The organism is Luteimonas huabeiensis HB2 (assembly GCF_000559025.1).
Classification (GTDB): Bacteria; Pseudomonadota; Gammaproteobacteria; order Xanthomonadales; family Xanthomonadaceae; genus Luteimonas; species Luteimonas huabeiensis.
Genome location: NZ_JAAN01000035.1, coordinates 140,521 through 161,192, shown reverse-complemented (window position 1 = coordinate 161,192; position 20,672 = coordinate 140,521). Strand labels below are relative to the sequence as shown.

The 20,672-nt window shown below is 70.8% G+C and carries 22 protein-coding genes; 12 read left to right on the top strand and 10 right to left on the bottom strand.

Annotated features, from left to right (window positions below; translation table 11 throughout):
* Positions 1-25: 25 nt before the first annotated feature.
* The 3 genes from Z164_RS0115050 to Z164_RS0115040 form a co-directional block, all read right to left on the bottom strand.
* Positions 26-985 (bottom strand): lysylphosphatidylglycerol synthase transmembrane domain-containing protein, encoded by a 960-nt coding sequence (locus tag Z164_RS0115050; RefSeq protein ID WP_321166287.1) that lies wholly within the window; start codon positions 983-985, stop codon positions 26-28.
* 24 nt (positions 986-1,009) lie between these two features.
* On the bottom strand, positions 1,010-1,948 hold the full coding sequence (locus tag Z164_RS0115045) for an electron transfer flavoprotein subunit alpha/FixB family protein (protein ID WP_024891510.1): 939 nt from the start codon (positions 1,946-1,948) through the stop codon (positions 1,010-1,012).
* Positions 1,949-2,037: 89 nt separating this feature from the next.
* On the bottom strand, positions 2,038-2,784 hold the full coding sequence (locus Z164_RS0115040; RefSeq protein WP_024891509.1) for an electron transfer flavoprotein subunit beta/FixA family protein: 747 nt from the start codon (positions 2,782-2,784) through the stop codon (positions 2,038-2,040).
* A 210-nt stretch (positions 2,785-2,994) separates the two neighbouring features.
* Between Z164_RS0115040 and rfbB the strand changes: the two genes are divergently transcribed.
* The 8 genes from rfbB (at position 2,995) to galE (ending at position 10,218) form a co-directional block, all read left to right on the top strand.
* The gene (rfbB, locus tag Z164_RS0115035; RefSeq protein ID WP_024891508.1) at positions 2,995-4,050 is read left to right on the top strand and encodes a dTDP-glucose 4,6-dehydratase; all 1,056 of its coding nucleotides are present in this window, start codon (positions 2,995-2,997) and stop codon (positions 4,048-4,050) included.
* Entirely contained in the window at positions 4,047-4,934 is an 888-nt protein-coding gene (gene rfbA, locus Z164_RS0115030) for a glucose-1-phosphate thymidylyltransferase RfbA (protein WP_024891507.1), read from the top strand. The genes rfbB and rfbA overlap by 4 nt, the downstream gene beginning before the upstream one ends.
* Positions 4,931-5,488, top strand: coding sequence for a dTDP-4-dehydrorhamnose 3,5-epimerase (rfbC, locus tag Z164_RS0115025; RefSeq protein WP_024891506.1), 558 nt, complete (start codon positions 4,931-4,933; stop codon positions 5,486-5,488). The genes rfbA and rfbC overlap by 4 nt, the downstream gene beginning before the upstream one ends.
* On the top strand, positions 5,485-6,390 hold the full coding sequence (gene rfbD / locus Z164_RS0115020) for a dTDP-4-dehydrorhamnose reductase (RefSeq protein WP_024891505.1): 906 nt from the start codon (positions 5,485-5,487) through the stop codon (positions 6,388-6,390). The genes rfbC and rfbD overlap by 4 nt, the downstream gene beginning before the upstream one ends.
* Before the next feature lie 69 nt (positions 6,391-6,459).
* Positions 6,460-7,206 (top strand): CoA transferase subunit A, encoded by a 747-nt coding sequence (locus Z164_RS0115015; RefSeq protein WP_024891504.1) that lies wholly within the window; start codon positions 6,460-6,462, stop codon positions 7,204-7,206.
* On the top strand, positions 7,206-7,844 hold the full coding sequence (locus tag Z164_RS0115010) for a CoA transferase subunit B (protein ID WP_024891503.1): 639 nt from the start codon (positions 7,206-7,208) through the stop codon (positions 7,842-7,844). The genes Z164_RS0115015 and Z164_RS0115010 overlap by 1 nt, the downstream gene beginning before the upstream one ends.
* A 31-nt stretch (positions 7,845-7,875) precedes the next feature.
* A complete protein-coding gene (locus tag Z164_RS0115005; protein ID WP_024891502.1) occupies positions 7,876-9,216 on the top strand; it encodes a UDP-glucose dehydrogenase family protein in 1,341 nt (446 codons plus the stop codon).
* A 27-nt stretch (positions 9,217-9,243) separates the two neighbouring features.
* The gene (gene galE / locus Z164_RS0115000; protein ID WP_024891501.1) at positions 9,244-10,218 is read left to right on the top strand and encodes a UDP-glucose 4-epimerase GalE; all 975 of its coding nucleotides are present in this window, start codon (positions 9,244-9,246) and stop codon (positions 10,216-10,218) included.
* Positions 10,219-10,270: 52 nt separating this feature from the next.
* Here galE and Z164_RS20720 read toward each other — a convergent pair whose 3' ends face one another.
* Both Z164_RS20720 and Z164_RS0114990 read right to left on the bottom strand, forming a co-directional pair.
* Entirely contained in the window at positions 10,271-11,587 is a 1,317-nt protein-coding gene (locus Z164_RS20720) for a glycosyltransferase (protein ID WP_024891500.1), read from the bottom strand.
* Complete coding sequence (locus Z164_RS0114990; RefSeq protein ID WP_043690270.1) at positions 11,584-13,227, bottom strand: electron transfer flavoprotein-ubiquinone oxidoreductase; 1,644 nt, start codon at positions 13,225-13,227, stop codon at positions 11,584-11,586. The genes Z164_RS20720 and Z164_RS0114990 overlap by 4 nt, the downstream gene beginning before the upstream one ends.
* 56 nt (positions 13,228-13,283) lie before the next feature.
* On the opposite strand from Z164_RS0114990, the gene Z164_RS0114985 reads away from it, so the two are divergent.
* Positions 13,284-13,907, top strand: coding sequence for an alpha-ketoglutarate-dependent dioxygenase AlkB family protein (locus Z164_RS0114985; protein ID WP_236621807.1), 624 nt, complete (start codon positions 13,284-13,286; stop codon positions 13,905-13,907).
* A gap of 31 nt (positions 13,908-13,938) precedes the next feature.
* On the opposite strand, the gene Z164_RS0114980 is transcribed toward Z164_RS0114985, so the two are convergent.
* From Z164_RS0114980 to Z164_RS0114960, 5 genes are all read right to left on the bottom strand, one after another.
* Entirely contained in the window at positions 13,939-14,850 is a 912-nt protein-coding gene (locus Z164_RS0114980) for a branched-chain amino acid transaminase (RefSeq protein WP_024891497.1), read from the bottom strand.
* A 110-nt stretch (positions 14,851-14,960) separates the two neighbouring features.
* A complete protein-coding gene (locus Z164_RS0114975) occupies positions 14,961-16,223 on the bottom strand; it encodes a M12 family metallo-peptidase (RefSeq protein WP_024891496.1) in 1,263 nt (420 codons plus the stop codon).
* Positions 16,224-16,415: 192 nt separating this feature from the next.
* Positions 16,416-17,009: a hypothetical protein gene (locus tag Z164_RS0114970; protein WP_024891495.1), complete on the bottom strand. Its 594-nt coding sequence runs from the start codon at positions 17,007-17,009 to the stop codon at positions 16,416-16,418.
* Positions 17,010-17,050: 41 nt separating this feature from the next.
* Positions 17,051-17,875: a methylenetetrahydrofolate reductase [NAD(P)H] gene (metF, locus tag Z164_RS0114965; protein WP_024891494.1), complete on the bottom strand. Its 825-nt coding sequence runs from the start codon at positions 17,873-17,875 to the stop codon at positions 17,051-17,053.
* 37 nt (positions 17,876-17,912) lie between these two features.
* Positions 17,913-18,260, bottom strand: coding sequence for a BolA family protein (locus tag Z164_RS0114960; protein ID WP_024891493.1), 348 nt, complete (start codon positions 18,258-18,260; stop codon positions 17,913-17,915).
* 95 nt (positions 18,261-18,355) lie between these two features.
* Here Z164_RS0114960 and Z164_RS0114955 point away from each other — a divergent pair, with 95 nt between their 5' ends.
* The 3 genes from Z164_RS0114955 to Z164_RS0114945 all read left to right on the top strand — a co-directional run bounded on the left by Z164_RS0114955 (position 18,356) and on the right by Z164_RS0114945 (position 20,635).
* The gene (locus Z164_RS0114955) at positions 18,356-18,913 is read left to right on the top strand and encodes a DUF3228 family protein (protein ID WP_024891492.1); all 558 of its coding nucleotides are present in this window, start codon (positions 18,356-18,358) and stop codon (positions 18,911-18,913) included.
* A gap of 124 nt (positions 18,914-19,037) precedes the next feature.
* A complete protein-coding gene (locus tag Z164_RS0114950) occupies positions 19,038-20,198 on the top strand; it encodes a zinc-dependent alcohol dehydrogenase (RefSeq protein WP_024891491.1) in 1,161 nt (386 codons plus the stop codon).
* Positions 20,198-20,635, top strand: coding sequence for a hypothetical protein (locus Z164_RS0114945; RefSeq protein ID WP_024891490.1), 438 nt, complete (start codon positions 20,198-20,200; stop codon positions 20,633-20,635). Before Z164_RS0114950 ends, Z164_RS0114945 begins: the two co-directional genes overlap by 1 nt.
* Positions 20,636-20,672 lie beyond the last annotated feature (37 nt).

Sequence of the window (20,672 nt, the reverse complement as noted above, 5' to 3'; positions counted from 1 at the left end):
CGCAGGCAGCGGCCGTGACGGTCGATCAGCGGTTAGCGAGCGCGGGCCGCAACTCCAGCCAGGCGAGGCATGCCATCCCCAGCACGATGGACACCCAAAGAGTCGCCAATCTGATCGCGATCGCAACCGTTATCGCGTCGGGAAAATCTATGCCGAGGGTGCCCAGGAGCACTACGATCGCCGCTTCGGTCGTTCCCAGGCCGCCAGGCACGAACGACAAAGCGCCGATCAGCATGGCCGCCGGGTATAGGCCGATCAGGGTCCACCAGGGGAGCGAGATACCCAGGGCCTTGCACAGCACGCCGAACGCGATGCTCGGAAGCAGCCACGCGAGCGCGCCCAGGCCCAGGCTAGGGCGGACGGTCTGCCAAGCGAGCAATGGGCGGACGCCGGCAAGCCCGTCCAGTAGCGCTGCCGCAGCGCGTGCGATCCAGTGCCCTGGTGCCCTGACGTGGATACCGCGTCGGAGGAGGCGCAGCACGAGAGGGGCCCGGGCGCAGAGCACGATCGCGGCCAGAATCGCGGCGATGACGACTGCCAGTAGGGCGAACGCCGGCACCAACACCGCGACCACCGCGGCGAGCCCCAGCACGACAGCCAGATCGCATGCCCGCTCGAAGACGAATGCCGAGATCGTCCGTGCTGCTGGCACGCCTTGCCGGAGGAAATAGCGGATCCGGATCAGCTCACCTGCTTTTCCGGGCGAGGCCGTGAAGGCGAAGCCGGCGAGATAGGCGGAAAAGCTCGACAGGGCGATGGGATGGCCCGACCGCTCCAGCAGGAGCCGCCAGCGGAGAAAACGCAAAGCGAAGCTGCCGAGGGCCAGCGGCAGCGTCGCCAAGAGCGGCCCGGAGATCGAGCGCAACCGGCTCATGATTTCCAGGTCGTGTTCCAGCCAGAGCAGCGCGATGAAATAACACGCCGCTGCGACGCAAAGCCATGCAGCGGACGAGGCCTTGCTGCTTAGACGCAATAATGGGCGCACTCGCTGTCGCGCGTTGTTGGACTGTCAGAGCGTCGCTTCCAGCTCCGGCAGCACCTTGAACAAATCCCCCACTAGCCCGATGTCGGCGATCTCGAAGATCGGCGCGTCGGCATCCTTGTTGATGGCGACGATGGTGCCGGCGTCCTTGATGCCGGTCAGGTGCTGGATCGCACCGGAAATGCCGATGGCGACGTAGAGCTCGGGCGCGATGATCTTGCCGGTCTGGCCGACCTGCAGTTCGTTGGGCACGTAGCCCGCGTCCACGGCCGCGCGCGAGGCGCCCACCGCCGCGCCAAGCTTGTCGGCGAAGTCGAAGATGATGCGGAAGTTCTCCTCCGAGCCGACGCCGCGGCCGCCGGCGACGACGCGGCGCGCGCTCTGCAGATCGGGGCGGTCGCTGCTGCCGGCCGCCAGGCCGACGAAGCGGGTGTGGCTGGGCAGTTGGGCCTCCACCGATACGGCTTCGACCTCCGCGCTGCCGCCGCGGGCGGCTTCCGGCCAGGAGGCGGAGCGCACGGTCGCCACGACCGGCCGGTCGGTGGGCGCCTGGACGGTGACGATCGCGTTGCCGGCGTAGATCGGGCGCTTGAAGGTGTGCGTGCTTTCCACCGCCATCACGTCGGAGACCTGCGCGGTGCCCAGCAGGGCGGCGACGACCGGCATCAGGTCCTTGCCGAACGTGGTGGAGGGGCCGAACACGTGGCTGTAGCCCTGGGCGAGCTTGGCCACCTGCGGCCCCAGCACCTGCGCGATTGGGTGCGCATTGGCCTCGGCGCTGACCGCCAGTACCTTGCGCACGCCTTCGATCTGTGCAGCCTCGGCGGCCACGGGCGCGGCGTCCGCGGCCAGGACGACGATGTCGACGGCCTCGGGCTGCAGCGCGCCGGCGGCGGCGACGCACTTGGCGGTGGCGCCGTTGAGCCGGCCTTCGTGGTGCTCGGCGACGATCAGAACCTTGGACATGACGTTCTCCTGAGAGTGGGGCGGGTCGCGGCGGCGTCGGCCGCGCGCCCCGGCCCCGCGCTTCCCTGCGGAAGCGGCGATGGGACGGGTTACAGCAGGCCCTTTTCCTTGAGCTTGGCGACCAGTTCGGCGGCATCCTTGACCATCACACCGCGGCTGCGGCCGGCGGGCGCGGCATAGTGCGTGGTCTCGAGGAAGTCGCCGGGATCGACGCCGAGATCGGCGAAGGGAATCGTTTCCAGCGGCTTGCTCTTGGCCTTCATGATGTCGGGCAGCTTGATGAAGCGGGGCTCGTTGAGGCGCAGGTCGGTGGTGACCACCGCCGGCAGGTCCACTTCCAGGGTCTCCAGGCCGGCGTCCACCTCGCGGATCACGGTGGCCTTGTCGCCCGCGACCTCCAGCTTCGATGCGAAGGTGGCCTGCGGGCGGCACCACAACGTGGCCAGCATTTGCCCGGTCTGGTTGGCGTCGTCGTCGATGGCCTGTTTGCCCAGCAGGACCAGCCCGGGCTGCTCCCTCTCGATCAGCTTGAGCAGGGTGCGGGCCGCGGTCAGCGGCTGGATGGCCCGGTCGCTGACCACGTGGATGGCGCGGTTGGCGCCCATGGCCAGGCCGTTTCGCAGGTGCGGCTGGGCGTCCGCCGGGGCGATGGTGGCGACCACGACCTCGCTGGCGACGCCCTTGTCGCGCAGGCGCAGGGCTTCTTCCAGCGCGATCTCGTCGAACGGGTTTGGCGAGAGCTTGACGCCGTCGGTGACGACGCCGGAGCCGTCCGGCTTGACCTGGATGCGGACGTTGTAGTCCACCACGCGCTTGTAGGCGACGAGGATCTTCATCAGAGCGGGATTCCTTGAATGCTGGCGGGTCTCTCCCGGCCGCGGCGGCCGGCCCGGGGCGAACCCCGGGATTCTAGCGGCTGGGGGGCGGCCGTGCGACCGGCCCTGAGTTCAGCTTTGGCCGGGCGGCGGACGCCGGGAAGCGTATATCCTGTTTCAGCGGCTTTACCTCGACTCGGCGCGTTGCGCCCCCACAAGGAGATCTACCCAGTGCCAACCTGGCTCGTGACCGGCGGGGCCGGCTTCATCGGCGGCAACTTCGTACTCGAGGCGGTGCGCCAGGGCGCGCGCGTGGTGAACCTCGACGCGCTGACCTATGCGGGCAACCTGCACACGCTGGCCTCGCTCGAGGGCAATCCGGACCACGTGTTCGTGCACGGCGACATCGGCGACCGCGCGCTGGTGGCGCGCCTGCTTTCCGAGTATCGGCCCGATGCGGTGCTCAACTTCGCCGCCGAAAGTCACGTCGATCGGTCCATCGACGGACCGGCGGCGTTCGTGCAGACCAATGTGGTCGGTACCCTGGCCCTGCTGGAGGCCGTGCGCGATTACTGGAAGGCGCTCGACGGGGAGGTCAAGGCGGCGTTCCGCTTCCTGCACGTGTCCACCGACGAGGTCTACGGCTCGCTCGGCGAGACCGGCAAGTTCACCGAGACCACCCCGTACGCGCCGAACTCGCCGTATTCGGCCTCCAAGGCCGCCTCGGACCACCTGGTGCGCGCCTTCCACCACACCTATGGCCTGCCGACGCTCACCACCAACTGTTCCAACAACTACGGGCCCTATCACTTCCCGGAGAAGCTCATTCCGCTGACGATCGCCAAGGCGCTGGCCGGAGAGCCGTTGCCCGTGTACGGCGACGGCCGGCAGGTGCGCGACTGGCTGTTCGTGACCGATCACTGCGAAGCGATCCGCACGGTGCTGGCGAAGGGGCAGGTGGGCGAGACCTACAACGTCGGCGGCGATGCCGAGCGCGAGAACATCGAGGTCGTGCGCACGATCTGCCGCCTGCTCGACGAGCGCCGCCCGCGCGAGGACGGCCGGCCGCGCAGCAGCCAGATCGCCTTCGTCGCCGATCGCCCGGGTCACGACCGGCGCTACGCCATCGACGCTTCCAAGCTGCGCGACGAACTCGGCTGGCGCCCGCGCCACGACTTCGACAGCGGCATCGCCAAGACGGTCGACTGGTACCTGGCCAATCAGGACTGGGTGCAGCGCATCCTCGACGGCAGCTACCGGCTGGAGCGCATGGGGGCCACGGCATGACCGCGCGCAAGGGCATCATCCTCGCCGGCGGCTCCGGGACGCGGCTGTACCCGATCACCAAGGGCGTGAGCAAGCAACTGCTGCCGGTCTACGACAAGCCGATGATCTACTACCCGCTCAGCGTGCTGATGCTGGCGGGCATCCGCGAGGTGCTGATCATCAATACCCCGCACGAACAGGCGCTGTTCCAGGCGCTGCTGGGCGACGGCGCGCAGTGGGGCATGGACATCCAGTATGCCGTGCAGCCGAGTCCGGATGGGTTGGCCCAGGCCTATCTGATCGGGCGCGATTTCGTGGGCGGTCAGCCGAGCTGTCTGGTGCTGGGCGACAACATCTTCCATGGCCACGGCTTTCGCGACATCCTGCACCGTGCCGATGCGCGTACGCACGGTGCGACGGTCTTCGGTTACTGGGTCAACGATCCAGAGCGCTACGGCGTGGCCGAGTTCGACGCGCAAGGCAAGGTGATCGACATCGCCGAGAAGCCGGAACGCCCGCGCTCCAACTACGCGGTGACGGGGCTGTACTTCTACGACGGCCGCGCCAGCGACTACGCCGCCGAGCTGAAGCCCTCGCCGCGCGGCGAGCTGGAGATCACCGACCTCAACCGCCGCTATCTCGACGAGGGCGCCTTGTATCTCGAGCAACTCGGCCGCGGCTATGCCTGGCTCGACACCGGCACCCACCAGTCACTGCACGAGGCGGCCAACTTCATCGAGACCATCCAGACCCGGCAGGGGTTGCAGGTCTGCTGCCCCGAAGAGATCGCATTCGGGCAGGGCTGGATCGACGCCGAGCAGCTGGAGGCGCTGGCCGCCCCGCTGCGCAAGAACGGCTACGGCCAGTACCTGCACACGCTGGCGCAGCGCGGGGTGGTGCCATGAAGATCGAACGCACCGAATTGCCGGGCTGCACGATCATCGAGCCTGCGGTGTTCGGCGATGCGCGCGGCTTTTTCTTCGAGACCTGGAATGCCGAACGCTTCGGCGAGCACGGGCTGCCGACTCGTTTCGTGCAGAGCAACGTCTCGTCCTCGGCCCAGGGCGTGCTGCGCGGCCTGCACTACCAGTGGCCGCGGCCGCAGGGCAAGCTGGTCAGCGTGCTGGAAGGCGAGGTCTTCGACGTTGCCGTGGACATTCGCCGCGGTTCGCCCCACTTTGGTCGCTGGATCGGCGTGGTGCTGAGCGCGGAGAACCGCAGGCAGCTCTGGATTCCGGAGGGCTTTGCGCACGGTTTCGCGGTGCTGTCCGAGCGCGCGGTCTTCAGCTACCTGTGCACCGACGTCTACGTGAAGGAGGCCGACGCCGGCGTGCGCTGGGACGATCCGGACATCGGCATCGACTGGCCGATCGCATCGCCCGTGCTGTCGGACAAGGACGCCGCGGCGCCGCGGCTGGCCGACGTGGCCGAGGAACGGCTGCCGGTCTACGCGCCATGACGATCCTGGTCTTCGGCGCCAACGGGCAGGTCGGGCGCGAGCTGCTGCGCGCGCTGGCCGGCGGCGATCGCCTGGTGGCGGCAACGCGCAGCGGCGCTCTGGCAGATGGCAGCCCTTGCGCTCGCGCCGATTTCGCCGATGCGGGCCAGGCGCTGGCGCTGCTGGACCGCGAGCGCCCGTCCGTGGTGGTGAACGCCGCGGCCTACACCGCCGTCGACCGTGCCGAGAGCGAGCCCGAGGCGGCGTTCGCCGCCAATGCGCGCGCGCCGGGGGCGATCGCCGGCTGGTGCGCCGCGCACGGCGTGCCGCTGGTGCACTACTCGACCGACTACGTATTCGACGGCAGCGCCACGCGCCCGTACCGGCCCGACGATGCCACTGCGCCGCTCGGCGTCTACGGCGCGAGCAAATTGGCCGGCGAGGCGGCGATCCGCGCCGCCGGCGGCCGCCACCTGATCTTCCGCACCGCCTGGGTCTACGCCCCCCACGGCCACAACTTCCTGCGCACCATGCTGCGCCTGGGGGCCGAGCGCCACGTCCTGCGGGTGGTGGCCGACCAGGTCGGCACGCCGACCCCGGCCGCGCTGATCGCCGACGTCACCGCGCGGGCGCTGGCCGCGGGGGGCGAACGCTCCGGCACCTGGCACCTGACCGCGGCCGGCCAGACCAGCTGGCACGGCTTCGCCGAGGCGATCTTCGCCGGTGCGGTGGCGCGCGGCCTGCTGGCGCGCGCGCCACGGGTCGAAGCGATCGCCACGGCGGACTATCCGACGCCTGCGCGCCGCCCGGCCTATTCGTGCCTGGATACCGCCTCGCTGCAGCGCGATTTCGGCGTCGCGCTCCCGGACTGGCGCGACGGCCTGGCGGGCGTGCTGGATGCGCTGGCGGCCGCGGCGGATTGACCGAAGGTCCAAGGGCACGGCGGGCGGCTCGGGCTAGAATGGCGGGCCATCCCCGCGCGAGACCGCCCGATGAGCGAAACGACCTCTCCCGAGCGCGCCGCACACGGCGCCGGCAAGCTCTTTCCCAATGCGCGCGCCGCGCTCGACGGCGTCGTCGCCGACGACCAGACCCTGGCGGTCGGCGGCTTCGGCCTGTGCGGCATCCCCGAGGCGCTGATCGCCGCGCTGCGCGATTCCGGGGTCTCCGGACTGACGGTCATCTCCAACAACGCCGGCGTCGACGGCTTCGGCCTCGGCCAACTGCTGGAGACGCGGCAGATCCGCAAGATGATTTCCTCCTACGTGGGCGAGAACAAGGAATTCGAGCGCCAGTACCTGGGCGGCGAGCTGGAGCTGGAGTTCAATCCGCAGGGCACGCTGGCCGAGCGCCTGCGCGCCGGCGGCGCGGGCATCCCGGCGTTCTTCACCGCCACCGGCTACGGCACCATCGTCGCCGAGGGCAAGGAAACCCGGGAGTTCGACGGCAAGCACTACGTGCTGGAGACCGCGCTGGTGGCCGACGTCGCGCTGGTCAAGGCGTGGAAGGCCGATCGCGCCGGCAATCTGGTGTTCCGCAAGACCGCGCGCAACTTCAACCCGGCCTGCGCGATGGCCGGCAAGATCTGCGTGGCCGAGGTGGAGGAACTGGTGGAAATCGGCGACATCGACCCGGACCACGTGCACCTGCCGGGCATCTATGTCGATCGCATCGTCGTCAACGCAACGCCGGAGAAGCGCATCGAACAGCGCACCGTGCGCCAGACAGGAGAACACTGATGGCCTGGACCCGCGACCAGATGGCCGCGCGCGCCGCGCGCGAGCTGACCGACGGCGCCTACGTCAACCTCGGCATCGGCCTGCCGACGCTGGTGGCCAATCACATCCCCGACGGGGTCGACGTCTGGCTGCAGTCGGAGAACGGCCTGCTCGGCATCGGTCCGTTCCCGACCGAGGACGAGGTGGATGCCGACCTGATCAACGCCGGCAAGCAGACCGTCACCGCGCGCAAGGGCGCCAGCTACTTCGGCAGCCACGACTCGTTCGCGATGATCCGCGGCGGCCACATCGACCTGGCGATCCTGGGCGCGATGCAGGTGACCCATCGCGGCGACCTGGCCAACTGGATGGTGCCCGGCAAGATGGTCAAGGGCATGGGCGGCGCGATGGACCTGGTCGCCGGGGTCAAGCGCGTGGTGGTGCTGATGGAGCACGTGGCGAAGGACGGTAGCCACAAGATCCTGCCCGAGTGCACGCTGCCGCTGACCGGCGTCGGGGTGGTGGATCGCATCATCACCGACCTGGCGGTGTTCGACGTCGCGCCGGACGGACTGGTGCTGGTGGAGACGGCCGACGGCGTGGGCCTGGACGAGCTGCGGGAGAAGACCGGCGTGCCGTTTGTAACAATCGCGCACTAGAGTCCGCCTGTCGCCAGGAGCGGGTGTGCGAATGAAGGTCGCGATCTTCGGCGCGGGCTACGTCGGCCTGGCCACCGGGGCGTGTCTTGCCGAGATCGGCCATGACGTGACCTGCGTCGATATCGACGAAGCCCGGGTCCAGGGGCTCCGCGACGGGATCGTTCCGTTCTACGAGCCGGGCCTGGAGGGCCTCGTCCGCAGCAACCACGCGGCCGGGCGGCTGCGCTTCACCACCGAGCCCGGCCCGGCGATCGAGGCCAACGAACTGCTCTTCATCGCCGTCGGCACGCCGCCCGACGAGGACGGCAGCGCCGACCTGCGGCACGTGCTGGCGGTGGCGCGCACCATCGGCGAGCATCTCGCCGCGCCCGCGATCGTGGTCAACAAGTCCACCGTGCCGGTCGGCACCGCGGCGCTGGTCCGGCGCGAGGTGGCGGCCCAGCTCGAGCGCCGCGGGCTGGAGCTGAAGTTCGAGGTCGTCTCCAATCCGGAGTTCCTGAAGGAGGGCGCGGCGGTCAAGGACTGCATGCATCCCGACCGCATCGTCATCGGCACCGACGACGAGGACGCCGCACTGGCCCTGCAGCGCCTGTACGCGCCGTTCGTGCGCAATCACGATCGTTTCGTGGTGATGGACGTGACGTCCGCGGAGCTGACCAAGTACGCGGCCAACGCGATGCTGGCCACCAAGATCAGCTTCATGAACGAGATGGCGAACATCGCCGAGCGCGTGGGCGCCGACATCGAGCGGGTGCGCCTGGGGATCGGTTCGGATCCGCGCATCGGCTGGCACTTCATCTATCCGGGCGCCGGCTATGGCGGGTCCTGCTTTCCCAAGGACGTGCAGGCGCTGGTGCGCACCGCGCAGAAGCTCGGGGTGGCGCCGCAGCTGCTCGAGGCGGTGGAGGCGGTCAACGCGCGGCAGAAAGAACACCTCTACTCGCTCGTCCGGCGTCACTATGGCGCCGAGCCGGCGGGCAAGACCTTCGCCGTGTGGGGGCTGGCGTTCAAGCCGGACACCGATGACATGCGCGAGGCCTCCAGCCGCCGCCTGCTCGAGCAGCTCTGGGCGGCCGGCGCGACGGTGCAGGCCTACGACCCCGAGGCTGCGGACGAGGCCAGGCGCCTGTATGGCGAGCGGCCGGATCTGCGCCTGTGCCGTTCCGCGGCCGAGGCCGTCGCCGGTGCCGATGCGCTCGCGATCGTGACCGAATGGCGCGAGTTCCGTAGTCCAGATCGCGGGTTGCTGGGCGCGCTCGCCGACCGGGTCGTGTTCGACGGGCGGAACCTGTACGATCCGGCGGAAATCGAATCGTTCGGAGTCGCCTACTATGGCATCGGTCGCGGCCGCTCGATCGTGTCCGCCGCTTAACGGAGCGGTCGTTCATCGGAGTCGCGGGTGAGGGTCCTGGTCTGCGGCGGCGCCGGCTATATCGGCTCGCACATGCTCGCCCACCTGGCGGCCGCCGGCCATGAGGCCGTGGTGTTCGACAACCTCTCCACCGGCCATCGTGCCGCGGTGGACGATGCGCCGCTGGTCGAAGGCGACTTGTTGCGCCCGGGCGATCTGGAAGCGGCTTTCGCCGGCGGACGCTTCGATGCGGTCATGCACTTCGCCGCGCGTTCTTTGGTCGCCGAATCAGTGCGCGCGCCGCTCGCCTACTACGAGAACAACGTCGCCGGCACCCTGCGCCTGCTGCAGGCGATGCGAGGCGCCGGCGTCGAGCGGCTGGTGTTTTCGTCCACCGCCGCGGTCTACGGCGAGCCGCGCAGCGACGCCATCGACGAGACGCACCCGATCGCGCCGATCAACCCTTACGGCGCCAGCAAGGCCATGGTCGAGCGCATGCTCGCCGATGCCGCGGCCGGCTACGGGCTGCGTTCCGTCTCGTTGCGTTACTTCAACGCGGCCGGCGCCGCCCCCACGGGCAGGATCGGCGAGTCGCACGATCCCGAGACCCACCTGATCCCCAACGTGCTGCGCGCGATGCGCGGCGAGGGCCATGGGCTGACCGTCCATGGGGCGGACTATCCCACGCGCGACGGCACCTGCGTGCGCGACTACGTGCACGTGGATGACCTCGCCGCCGCGCACCTGGCTGCGCTGGACTACATGGATGCGGCGCCGGGCGCGCACGCTTTCAACCTCGGTAACGGCGACGGCTTCAGCGTGCTGGAGGTGATCGCGGCCGCCCGCGCGGTCGTCGGGTGCGAAGTGCCCTTCACGGTGGGCGCGCGGCGGCCGGGCGACCCGGCGGTACTGGTGGCCTCCAGCGCGCTCGCACGCGAACGTCTGGGTTGGCGCCCGGCCTATACCGACATTGGCGAGATCATCGCCACCGCCTGGGCCTGGCACCGCGAACCGCGCTATTAAAGCGGCGCCCCGCGGCAATGACCGCGCGGGCCCGCGCTCCTGGCGGCCGCGGTTACGTGGGCCCCCGTGCCGTTCCTGCCGGACGCGGCAGCAGCGCCTCTAGCGTGCGTGCGGCTGCGGCGGGGGAAAAGTGCGCCTCGACGTTCTCCAGGCCGCCGCGCACGAGCCGGTTCCACAGCGCCTCGTCCTCGTGCAAGTCCACGACCGCAGCGGCGAAGGCCGAGGCGTCCTCGACGATCAAGGCGTCGTGCCCGTGCGCCAAGTGCATGCCCTCGGCGCCGATCCGGGTCGTGACCACCGGCAGGCCGTGGCTCATGGCGGTATTAATCTTGCCCTTGACCCCCGCACCCGAGAGAAGCGGTGCCACGCTTACCCGCGCGGCGTCGAGCAGCGGCGCCAGCTCGACGACCCGGCCATGCACGGTCACGCCGGCGCGCTCCAGCGCAGCGGCGTCCTTGGGGGGCACGTCGCCGACCAGGTGCAGCGGCAGGCCCGGCAGCGCTTCGCGCACGCGCGGCAGGATCTCGCCGACCAGCCAGGCGACCGCCTCGCGGTTGGGTGGGTGGCCGAAACCGCCGATGAAGATCATCCCGTGTCGTGCCGTGAAGGCCGGCCCAGGACCCCGCGCCTCGTGCACGTTGCTCAATACCTCGATGCGTGCCTGGGGGCAACGCTCGGCAACGTAGTCTCGCTCGACCGTGCTGACCACCAAGGTGGCGTCGCAGCGTGCGACCAGATCGAGTTCCATGCGCTCGATGCGGCGTACGCGGGCGAGTCCCCGCGCATCTCCTGCGCGCCGTGCCGCGCGGCGCTCGCGCAGGTGGTGCAGGTCGACGGTGTCGAAGACCGCCAGCGCGTCGGGTGCCAGGGCGCGGACCAGCGACAGGTGGCGGCTGGCGACTTCGCAGCGGCACAACAGCACCATGGCGCGGCGTCCGGCTGCGGCCTTCAGCCACGCGGGCAGCGCCGGGGCGCCGGGCAAGCCGATCAGCGCCACGCCTATCGCGCGCAGTCGTGCAGAGGCTTCCGGCACGTCGCGACCGTTGTCGGGCATGAAGGCGACCCGGCGACCACTAGCCTGCAGCAGTCGTAAGATCGCCAGCAGGCGTACCGAACCGGAATCGCGAGTGGGATCGGGCAGCATCTGGTCGATGACGAGCACGTCGGCGACCGTGTCGCCGGCCGGCAACGTACTAGCGGCCATCGGCTCCGCCGACATCGTGGCACGTCGCCGCAGCTCCGCAGCGATCGCCTCGACCGAGCCGCGCAACCCGCGGCGGCGCAGGCCAGCCCAGGTGTTACGCAGGCGGTAGCCGATGCGACCGATGCGCCAGCCCATGGCGACCAGCGCGGCGCGCGCCCCGCTCACAGGTTCTGGTAGTTCGGCCCAGAGCCGCCCTCGGGGGTGACCCAGGTGATGATCTCGTAGGGGTCCTTGATGTCGCAGGTCTTGCAGTGCACGCAGTTGGCGGCGTTGATCTGCAGGCGCTTGCCGTGCTCGGCCTGGGCATCCTCGACGATCTCGTAGACCGCGGCCGGGCAGAAGCGCGTGCAGGGGTTGCCGTACTCCTCCACGCAGCGGGTGACGCAGATCGAGGTGTCGTGCACGTGCAGATGCACCGGCTGGTCCTCGTCGTGCTCGGTGGCGGCGAAGTACACCCCGGCCAGGCGGTCGCGCGGGGGCAGCGTGCGCTGCACGTAGTCGCGCCGGGGCCGCTCCTGCGCGCCGGCGCGGGCGTCGAGGCGGTCGAGCGAGGACCAGTCCGGCGTCACCTTCAGCGTCCATGGCGACTTGCCGGCGGTCGCGGTCTCCCAGGCGCCGTTGGCCAGGCCGAACCACAGGCCGCGCTTGAAGCCGGGCTTGATGTTGCGCACCTTGTGCAGCTCGCGCACGGCCTCGGAGGCACGCAGGGTGGCGTCGAAGCCGGTCGGCGCCAGTGCGTTCTCGACGAGGTGTTCGGCGGCGAGCATGCCGCTGCGCACGGCCTGGTGGGTGCCCTTGATCTTGGGGACGTTGAGCAGCCCGGCGGCGTCGCCGATCAGCAGTGCGCCGGGCATCTCCACCCTGGGCAGCGACTGCCAGCCGCCGGTGACGATGGCGCGCGCGCCGGCGGAGAGAATGTTGCCGCCTTCCAGCAGCGGCTTGATCAGCGGGTGGTGTTTCCACTGCTGGAACGCTTCGTAGGGCGCGTATTCCGGGTCGCGGTAGTCCAGCCCGCTGACGTAGCCGATCGCCACCTGGTCGTGCTCCAGGTGGTAGAGGAAGCTGCCGCCGTAGGTGCGGTTGTCGGCCGGCCAGCCGAGGGTGTGGACGATCTTGCCCGGCTGCGCCCGGCCGGCCGGCAATTGCCACAGTTCCTTGATGCCGATCGAGTAGGCCTGCGGATCGCTGTCGGCGTCGAGCCCGAAGCGGCGCACCAGGCGCTTGGTCAGGTGGCCGCGCGCGCCCTCGGCGAGCACGGTGACCTTGGCGCGGATGTCGATCCCGGGTGTGTAGCCGGGCTTGTGGCTGCCGTCGCGGGCGATGCCCATGTCGCCGATGCGCACGCCCAGTACGGTGCCGTCCTCGTCGTGCAGGGTCTCGGCGGCGGCGAAGCCCGGGTAGATCTCCACGCCCAGCGCCTCGGCCTGCGGCGCGAGCCAGGCGCACAGGGCGCCCAGCGAGACGATGAAGTTGCCGTGGTTGCGCATGCCCGGCGGCACGATCGGCGCCTTGCGCCCGCCGTCCCGGGTCAGCAGCCAGAACTCGTCCTCCTTCGCCGGCACGCAGACCGGCGGCGGCGCCTCGCGCCAGCCGGGCAGCAGCGCGTCCAGCGGGCCGGGCTCGATCACCGCGCCGGAGAGGATGTGGGCGCCGATGGTGCTGGACTTCTCGATCACGCAGACCGACAGCTCCGGGTTCAGCTGCTTCAGGCGGATCGCGAACGACAGGCCCGCGGGCCCGGCGCCCACGGTGACGACGTCGTACTCCATCACGTCGCGTTCGATGGCGTCGGCTGGCTGGTTCATGCTGGCTCCCGGGTCGCAGGCCGCGATTGTCGCGGTTCAGGCGTGAATGCGGCAAATTGAAGGGCTCCATCGCGAAGGACGCCCGCGCCGCCGTGCCGCTCGAACCGCTGCCCCTGCCCGGCGCCGACCTGCGCTTCGACCCCGCCTGGCTGCCGGGCGCCGAGGCCGATGCGCTGCTCGCGATGCTGCAGCGCGACCTGCCGTGGGAGACCCATCGCATCCGCCTGTTCGGCCGCGAGGTCGCCAGCCCGCGGCTGAGCCTGTGGATCGGCGATCCGGGGGCCGTCTACCGCTACTCGGGCGCGCGCTTCGCCCCGCATCCGTGGCCGCCGGCGCTGCAGGCGCTGCGGGCGCGGCTGGAGGCGGCGACCGGCGCCGCGTTCAACAGCGTGCTGGCCAACCTGTACCGCGACGGCCGCGACGGCATGGGCTGGCACAGCGACGACGAGCCGGAGCTGGGGCCGCGGCCGCTGATCGCCTCGCTGAGCCTGGGCGCGCCGCGCCGCTTCGCGCTCAAGGCACGCACGGGCGACGCCCGGCTGGCCCTGGCGTTGCCGCACGGCAGCCTGCTGCTGATGGCCGGCGACACCCAGCGCCGCTACCGCCACGCGCTGCCGAAGACCGCGAAGCCGGTCGGCCCGCGGATCAACCTGACCTTCCGCCTGGTCCGGCCGCCGTAGGCGCATCGCGCGCGCCCGGGCGCGCGGCGCGCTACACCCGCTCCAGCCAGCCGTGGACGTCCGGCGTGCGGCCGTCGAAGAGGCCGAAGAACAGTTCCTGCAGCCGCCGCGTCACCGGCCCGGCGCGGCCCTCGCCGACCTGGCGGCCGTCGACCGAGCGGATCGGGGTGATCTCGGCGGCGGTGCCGCACATGAACAGCTCGTCGCACAGGTACAGGTACTCGCGCGGCATGTCGCGCTCCACCACCTCCAGCCCGGCCTGGCGGGCCAGCACGATCAGGCTGTGGCGGGTGATGCCGTTGAGCAGGGCGGCGCTGACCGGCGGGGTGTGCAGCACGCCGTCGAAGACCAGGAACAGGTTCTCCCCGGCGCCTTCGGACAGCAGCCCGGTGGAGGCCAGGGCGATGCCCTCGCCGAAGCCCAGCCGCCGCGCCTCGCGCGCCACCAGCTGGCCGGACAGGTAGTTGCCGCCGGCCTTGGCGCCGGCGGGGATGGTGTTGGGCGCGAAGCGCTGCCAGCTCGACACGCAGGCGTCGATGCCGCTCTCCAGCACGCCTTCGCCGAGGTAGGTGCCCCAGGGCCAGGCGCCGATGGACACCTCGATCGGGGTCTCGGCGGTCAGGCCGAAGCCGCCCAGGCCGCGGAAGGCCACCGGGCGGATGTAGGCCGCGTCCAGGCGGTTGCGGCGCAGCACCTCGCGGGTGGCGGCGTTGAGCTCGTCCAGCGAATAGGGGATGGCGAAGTCGTGGATCTTGGCCGAGGCGTGGAGCCGACGGTTGTGGTCGCTGAGGCGGAAGATCGCCGGGCCGTCGGGGGTGCGGTAGCAGCGGATGCCCTCGAACACCGAGGAACCGTAGTGCAGCGCGTGCGCCATCACGTGGGTGGTGGCCTCGGCCCAGGGCTTGATCTCGCCGTTGTGCCAGATCCATTCGGGGTATTGCATCGCGCGCGCCTGTGTGCCGGGGAGGCGGCATTCTGCCATTCTCCCGGGCGCTCGGGCACGGCCGCCCCGACGAATGCGGCGAGCCCGTCCCTGGGCCCGCCGGAGGTCGCTCAGCGGAACGCCGCCACCGTGGCGCGGCGCAGGTTGAGCACGCGCGCGTTGTCGTGGGTGGACGCGGTACCCATCGGCACGCCACCGTAGGTGACGCCCGGGTTGGACCAGTAGTTGACCCGCGGGCAGCCGCTCGGGCAGTTGTAGGCCATCACCGTGCGCCAGGTGCGGGCGGGGGCGAGGTAGCCGTGGCCGTAGGGGTAGATGGTGTTGTTGGCCGGCGCCTCGGGGTTGTGGTGCGCGCCGAAGTTGTGGCCGATCTCGTGGGCGAAGGTGTAGTAGCCGGTGGCGCAGCCGTAGTGGGTCACGCTGAAGGCCGTGCTCGCGTTCGAATTGAGGTAGCCGATTCCGCAGGACGAACTGTTGTTGATGATCAGCACGCTGAGATCGGAGGCGGTGCTGTTGCGGGTGGCGTGCCAGGAGTCCATGTTGCCGTCGCTGGTGCCGGCGAAGTGGCTGAGCGCGGTGCTGAAGTTGGTGCCCGAGTAGCTCGTCGTGCCCAGGTAGGACAGCTGCAGGGTGACCTGGATGCCGCTGTTGGCGAAGCCCTGGTTGCTCTCGGCGATGGCGAGGTTGGCGAAGCCGGTCAGGTCGCCGATCGCGCTGGCCGCGGAACTGGAGACCAGCACGCCGACGCGGATCACGGTGTTGGCCTTGTCGGCGGGCTCGGCCAGGGCGTCCAGGTCCAGCGGCTGGACCAGCTGCGTGCGGTAATCGGCCGGGTGGTCGGGCGGCATGCGGCTGAGGTCGAGCCGGCTCAGCACGTGGCCGCCGTCGGCCAGCGGGCGCAGCTGGTAGACGTCCTCGCCGGCGCGGATGGTGCCGGTGAGCTTGTCGCCGTTGCGCACGATCAGCACCGAGGCGTCCGATGCCTCGAGCGCCTCCGCGTCGCCGAAGCGGCGCAGGCGCGCGGCGGGGTCGTCCAGGCCCTCGATCCGGCCCGACCAGACCACGGTGCCGTCGGGGTTGGCGTAGGCGTAGTCCTGGTGCGCGCGGATGCTGCGGCCGGGCGCGAGTTGCAGGTCGAGGGCGGGGGTGGATTCGGTGAGGTGCGCGGCCTGCACCGCGACCGACTCGATGGTGTCGGTGGCAGGCTCCGCGCGGATCGCCGATAGCACGCGGTCGCCGCTGGCCGCCTTGGCCGCTGCGCCGCCCGGGACCAGGGAGACCAGCAGGGGCGGTTGCGCCGCGGTCGCCGCGGCTGCGAATCCGGACAGGAGCAGGGCGGCGAGCAGGCGTCGCCTGAAGACGCGAACGATCATGACGTACTCCTTGAAGGTGGGTGTCCAGCGTCGACGTCGCGGCGACGCCCGCCCAGAGTAGGTCCGGAGCGGGCGACCCCGTGGCCATTCAGAAAGTGCGGCCCAGGCCGATCTCCGGGACTGTGAGCGGCTCGCCGGTGCGTTTGTGACCGTCATGGCGGAACCCGGCGCATCGGGTCCGGCCGGCCGCCGTCAGAGGCTCACCCACCAGCAGCCCATGTGGCGCCGCAGCGAGAGCAGCATGCGCCTGCGGGCGCCGTCCTGGCCGGCCTGCTCGAGGCGCAGGGCGGTGGGCGGGCGCCGGGCGGCCGCCGCGGTGGCCTCCGCGGCGTGCGCCGCGCTGGGCACCGCCGGCCACGATGCCTCGGGCGCGGCGGCGGCCGGGCGCAGCGCGACGATGTCGATCAGCGGCCGCTGCACGATCAGTTCCAGGCGGTCCATGACCGCATAGCCGCCGCGGTGCGACATGCCGGCGAAGTGGTAGACCCCGCCGAGCCGGTTGGCGTCGCGGCCATCGATGGCCGCGGTGACCTCGTGGACGAGGTCGCGCAGGTTGCGCGCGCATCCGCGCGTACCGCGCCGCGCGCCGCCGTCGGCATCGCTCCGGCCGGCCGCCACCGCGCCGACGTCGCTGCAGCGCTTGTCGGTGTACACGGTGACCCCATCGGCGCTGCGGCAGCGGTTGATCTGCGACTGCGCCTGCGCCGGCCCGCAGGCCGCGACGGCGGCGAGCGCCGCCAGCGTCGCGGCGGCGAACGCCAGCAGCGGGGGCGGAGAAACGGTCATGGCCCAAGCCTAGCAGTTCGGCCGGGCGCGCCCGGCGCGGGTCAGCGCAGGCGGGCGAGCACCGCCTGGGTCGGGCGGGCGAGGTTGAGGGTGTAGAAGTGCAGCGCCGGCGCGCCGCCCTCGATCAGGCGACGGCACAGGCCGGCCACCAGGTCGGCGGCGAATTCGCGGATCGCCGCGGCGTCGTCGCCGTAGCCGGCCATGCGCCTGCCGATCCAGCGCGGGATTTCGGCGCCGCAGGCCTCGGAGAAGCGGCGCAGCTGGGAGAAATTGGCGATCGGCATCACGCCGGGGACGATGGGGACCTGCACGCCGAGCCGGCGCGCGTCCTCGACGAAGCGGAAGTACGCGTCGGCGTTGTAGAAGTACTGGGTGATCGCGGCATCGGCGCCGGCATCCACCTTGGCCTTGAAGTGGCGCAGATCGGTCTGCGCGTCCTCGGCCTGCGGGTGGGTCTCGGGATAGGCGGCCACCTCGATGCGGAAGTGGCGGCCGGTCTCGGCGCGGATGAAGGCCACCAGCTCGGCGGCATAGCGCAGGTCGCCGGGGTGGCCCATGCCAGACGGCAGGTCGCCGCGCAGCGCGACCAGGCGGCGGCAGCCGATCGCGCGGTAGAGCTTGAGCAACTCGCGGATCTCCTCGCGCGTGCCGCCGACGCAGGACAGGTGCGGCGCGGCCTCGAAACCGTGCTGCTGGTGCAGCCGGCGCACGGTCTCCGGGGTGTAGCTCAGCGTCGAGCCGCCGGCGCCGAAGGTGCAGGACACGTATTCGGGCGCGTGCGTCTTCAGCCGTCGTGCGGTGCGGTCCAGCTGCGCGCGCTGCTCGTCGGTCTTGGGCGGGTAGAACTCGAAGCTGAGCGGAACCATGGCGAGGGCCTGCTGGGAACCGACGCAGTTTATCGCTTTATCGCGATGGATGTGTGGTCTCGCCCGGGCGCGGGTCCGCGCCGGGGCGGCCGCCGCCCCGGCAGCGCGGCGAGTCCGGAGCCTTGCCCTGGCGCTGCGCCCATTCTTCCGGCGTCCAGGCATGCAGCGCCAGGGCATGGATGTCCTGCATCAGCGCCCCCAGCGCGGCATGGACCTTCCGGTGGCGCTGGACGCGGCCGAGGCCCGCGAACGCTTCGCTGGCGATCACCGCCTTGTAGTGGGTCTGGCGGCCGCGGCTGTGCATGCGGCTTTCGTCGATCAATTCGAGGTGGGTGGGCGCCAGCGGCTGAAGCGCGGCGCGCAGGCGGTCGATGGTCAGGGTCATGGATGCGAATCGCGGGCGCGGGCGGCCGATGATGCCACGCCGTGCGCAGCGGCCCGTCGTGGCGGCTACCCTGAGGCCTTTTCGCCGGAGGTTCCATGTCGATCGTGCTCACCGACTTCGCCCGCGCGCGCCTGTTCCCGTCGCCCCCGCGGGCCAACACGATCCGCGATTGCAGCGCGGAGGCCTTCGAGCGCCGGCTCAACGAGGCGCCGCCGGAGCGCGTCATCGCCGGCTACGCGCCGTTCTGCCGCCTGCACGCGCATCGCAACTGGACCTCGACCCGCTGCCTGACCATCCCGATCACCGACGCCAACCGCCACCTGCTGCGCAGCGCCTACGAGGCGCGCACGCGCGAGGAGCTGCCGGTGCTGGTGCGCTGGTTCGAAGGCCTGGAGGCGCCGGTGGCGCGCTGGCTCATCCCGATCCTCTACAGCCGCGAGCAACTGGCGAAGGAGGGCACGCCGATCGACGCCGAGTGGGGCGTGGTCGGCTGCCTCTACACCCTGGAGCCGGAGGAGATCCCGATGGCCCCGATCACCATGATGCGCAACGCGCTCGGCGTGGAGGAGGGCGGATCGGGCGTGCCGCTGGACCGCGAGGCCTATCGGCGCAGCGTGGCGTTCTGGGAGGCCAACGCCAACTGGCGGTCCTGAGGTTCCTGACTGCGCGATCTCCACGCGACGACGACGCGCCCCACGCGCTGCGTTCACTCGCGACGCGAGAAGGTCGGGGCCGTGCCGGCGCTGCCGGCCGCGTCCGTCCCCACCGGAGAGCCTCATGCTGGCCACCACCTACCGCCGACCGCGCAAGATGCGCATCGAGCGCGTCGCCGAGCCCGAGATCGAGCATCCCAACGACGCGATCGTGCGCGTCACCCGCTCGTGCATCTGCGGCTCCGACATCCACATCTACAACGGCCTGGTGCCCGACACCCGCGTCGGCTCGATCATCGGCCACGAGTTCTGCGGCGTGGTCGAGGAGATCGGCCCGTCGGTGCGCAACCTGAAAGCCGGCGACCGCGTGCTGGTGCCGTTCAACATCTTCTGCGGCAGCTGCTTCTTCTGCCAGAAGGAGCTCTACGGCAACTGCCACAACGTCAACTCGCAAGCCAGCGCGATGGGCGGCTTCTACGGCTATACCCATACCGCAGGCGGCTACGATGGCGGCCAGGCCGAATACGTGCGGGTGCCCTTCGCCGACGTCGGTCCCACCCTCATTCCCGACGACATCCACATCGAGGATGCGGTGCTGCTGACCGACGCCTTCCCGACCGGCTACCAGGCCGCGGAGATGGGCAGCATCCGCGAGGGCGACACCGTGGTGGTGTTCGGCGCGGGCCCGGTCGGGCTGTTCGCGGCCAAGAGCGCGTGGTTCTTCGGCGCCGGCCGCGTGATCGTGGTCGACCGCGAGGACTACCGCCTGGCGTTCGCGAGGAAGTTCGCCCACTGCGAGACGGTGAATTTCACCGAAGTGGACGACATGGCCACGCACCTGAAGAAGATGACCGACTGGCTGGGCGCGGACGTGTGCATCGATGCGGTGGGCTGCGACGCCACCGGCAGCGCCTTCCACAGCTTCACCGGCAAGACGATGATGCTGCAGGCCGGCTCGCCGATCGCGCTGCACTGGGCGATCAACAGCGCGCGCAAGGGCGGCAGGATCTCGATCGTCGGCGTCTACGGCCCGACCTTCAACATGATTCCCATCGGCAACGCGGTCAACAAGGGCCTCACGCTGAGGATGAACCAGGCCAGCGTGAAGCGGCACCTGCCGCGCCTGATCGAACACATCCGCGCCGGGCACATTTCGCCGCGCGAGATCATCACCCATCGCATCCCGCTGGAAGACGTCGCCGACGCCTACGACCTCTTCGTCAACAAGCGCGACCACTGCATCAAGCCGGTGCTCATCCCGCCGTCGGCGCGGGATGCCGCGTGATGGCCGGCACCGAACGGGAGACCCACATGGACAGCGCCAAGCAGTACGCCCACATCCCCGGCTGGGGATCCGACCTGGACCGAGAGAACCGTCCGGCGGTGCCGATGGAGCGCACGCCGCCGCGGCTGGACGTGCCATGGAGCGATCCGCCGCCGCAGCAGCCGATGACCGTCGAGATCCTGCGCTCGGCGGAACGTCCGGAGCACTCGCGCACGTTCGGCACGCGGCTGCCGCCGAAGGGCCTGAGCGGCGCGATCCGCCGGGCGGCGTTCCGTCGCAGCGAGAACGACATCGGGCACTGGCTGCTGCTGATCGCCGCCGACCGCGTCGACGTGGCGGAAGGCCTGGCGGCCGACCTGCGCCGGTCGCCGGGCAAGGCGGCGCTGGCCGGCGCCGGCGCCGCGCTCGCCGCCTGGTGGCTGTTGCGCAGGCGTTAGGCCAACGAAAACGGGCGCCGCGAGGCGCCCGTTTCGT

Coding starts and splice junctions, on each gene's coding strand:
- rfbA (WP_024891507.1), top strand. CDS start 4,047: ATGACCGCGCGCAAGGGCATCATCCTCGCCGGCGGCTCCGGGACGCGG.
- metF (WP_024891494.1), bottom strand. CDS start 17,875: ATGGTTCCGCTCAGCTTCGAGTTCTACCCGCCCAAGACCGACGAGCAG.
- Z164_RS0114990 (WP_043690270.1), bottom strand. CDS start 13,227: ATGAACCAGCCAGCCGACGCCATCGAACGCGACGTGATGGAGTACGAC.
- Z164_RS0114980 (WP_024891497.1), bottom strand. CDS start 14,850: ATGCAATACCCCGAATGGATCTGGCACAACGGCGAGATCAAGCCCTGG.
- Z164_RS0115010 (WP_024891503.1), top strand. CDS start 7,206: ATGGCCTGGACCCGCGACCAGATGGCCGCGCGCGCCGCGCGCGAGCTG.
- Z164_RS0114955 (WP_024891492.1), top strand. CDS start 18,356: ATGTCGATCGTGCTCACCGACTTCGCCCGCGCGCGCCTGTTCCCGTCG.
- Z164_RS0115005 (WP_024891502.1), top strand. CDS start 7,876: ATGAAGGTCGCGATCTTCGGCGCGGGCTACGTCGGCCTGGCCACCGGG.
- Z164_RS0114960 (WP_024891493.1), bottom strand. CDS start 18,260: ATGACCCTGACCATCGACCGCCTGCGCGCCGCGCTTCAGCCGCTGGCG.
- Z164_RS0114950 (WP_024891491.1), top strand. CDS start 19,038: ATGCTGGCCACCACCTACCGCCGACCGCGCAAGATGCGCATCGAGCGC.
- Z164_RS0115040 (WP_024891509.1), bottom strand. CDS start 2,784: ATGAAGATCCTCGTCGCCTACAAGCGCGTGGTGGACTACAACGTCCGC.
- Z164_RS0114945 (WP_024891490.1), top strand. CDS start 20,198: ATGGCCGGCACCGAACGGGAGACCCACATGGACAGCGCCAAGCAGTAC.
- rfbD (WP_024891505.1), top strand. CDS start 5,485: ATGACGATCCTGGTCTTCGGCGCCAACGGGCAGGTCGGGCGCGAGCTG.
- Z164_RS0114975 (WP_024891496.1), bottom strand. CDS start 16,223: ATGATCGTTCGCGTCTTCAGGCGACGCCTGCTCGCCGCCCTGCTCCTG.
- rfbC (WP_024891506.1), top strand. CDS start 4,931: ATGAAGATCGAACGCACCGAATTGCCGGGCTGCACGATCATCGAGCCT.
- Z164_RS0115045 (WP_024891510.1), bottom strand. CDS start 1,948: ATGTCCAAGGTTCTGATCGTCGCCGAGCACCACGAAGGCCGGCTCAAC.
- Z164_RS0115015 (WP_024891504.1), top strand. CDS start 6,460: ATGAGCGAAACGACCTCTCCCGAGCGCGCCGCACACGGCGCCGGCAAG.
- Z164_RS0114970 (WP_024891495.1), bottom strand. CDS start 17,009: ATGACCGTTTCTCCGCCCCCGCTGCTGGCGTTCGCCGCCGCGACGCTG.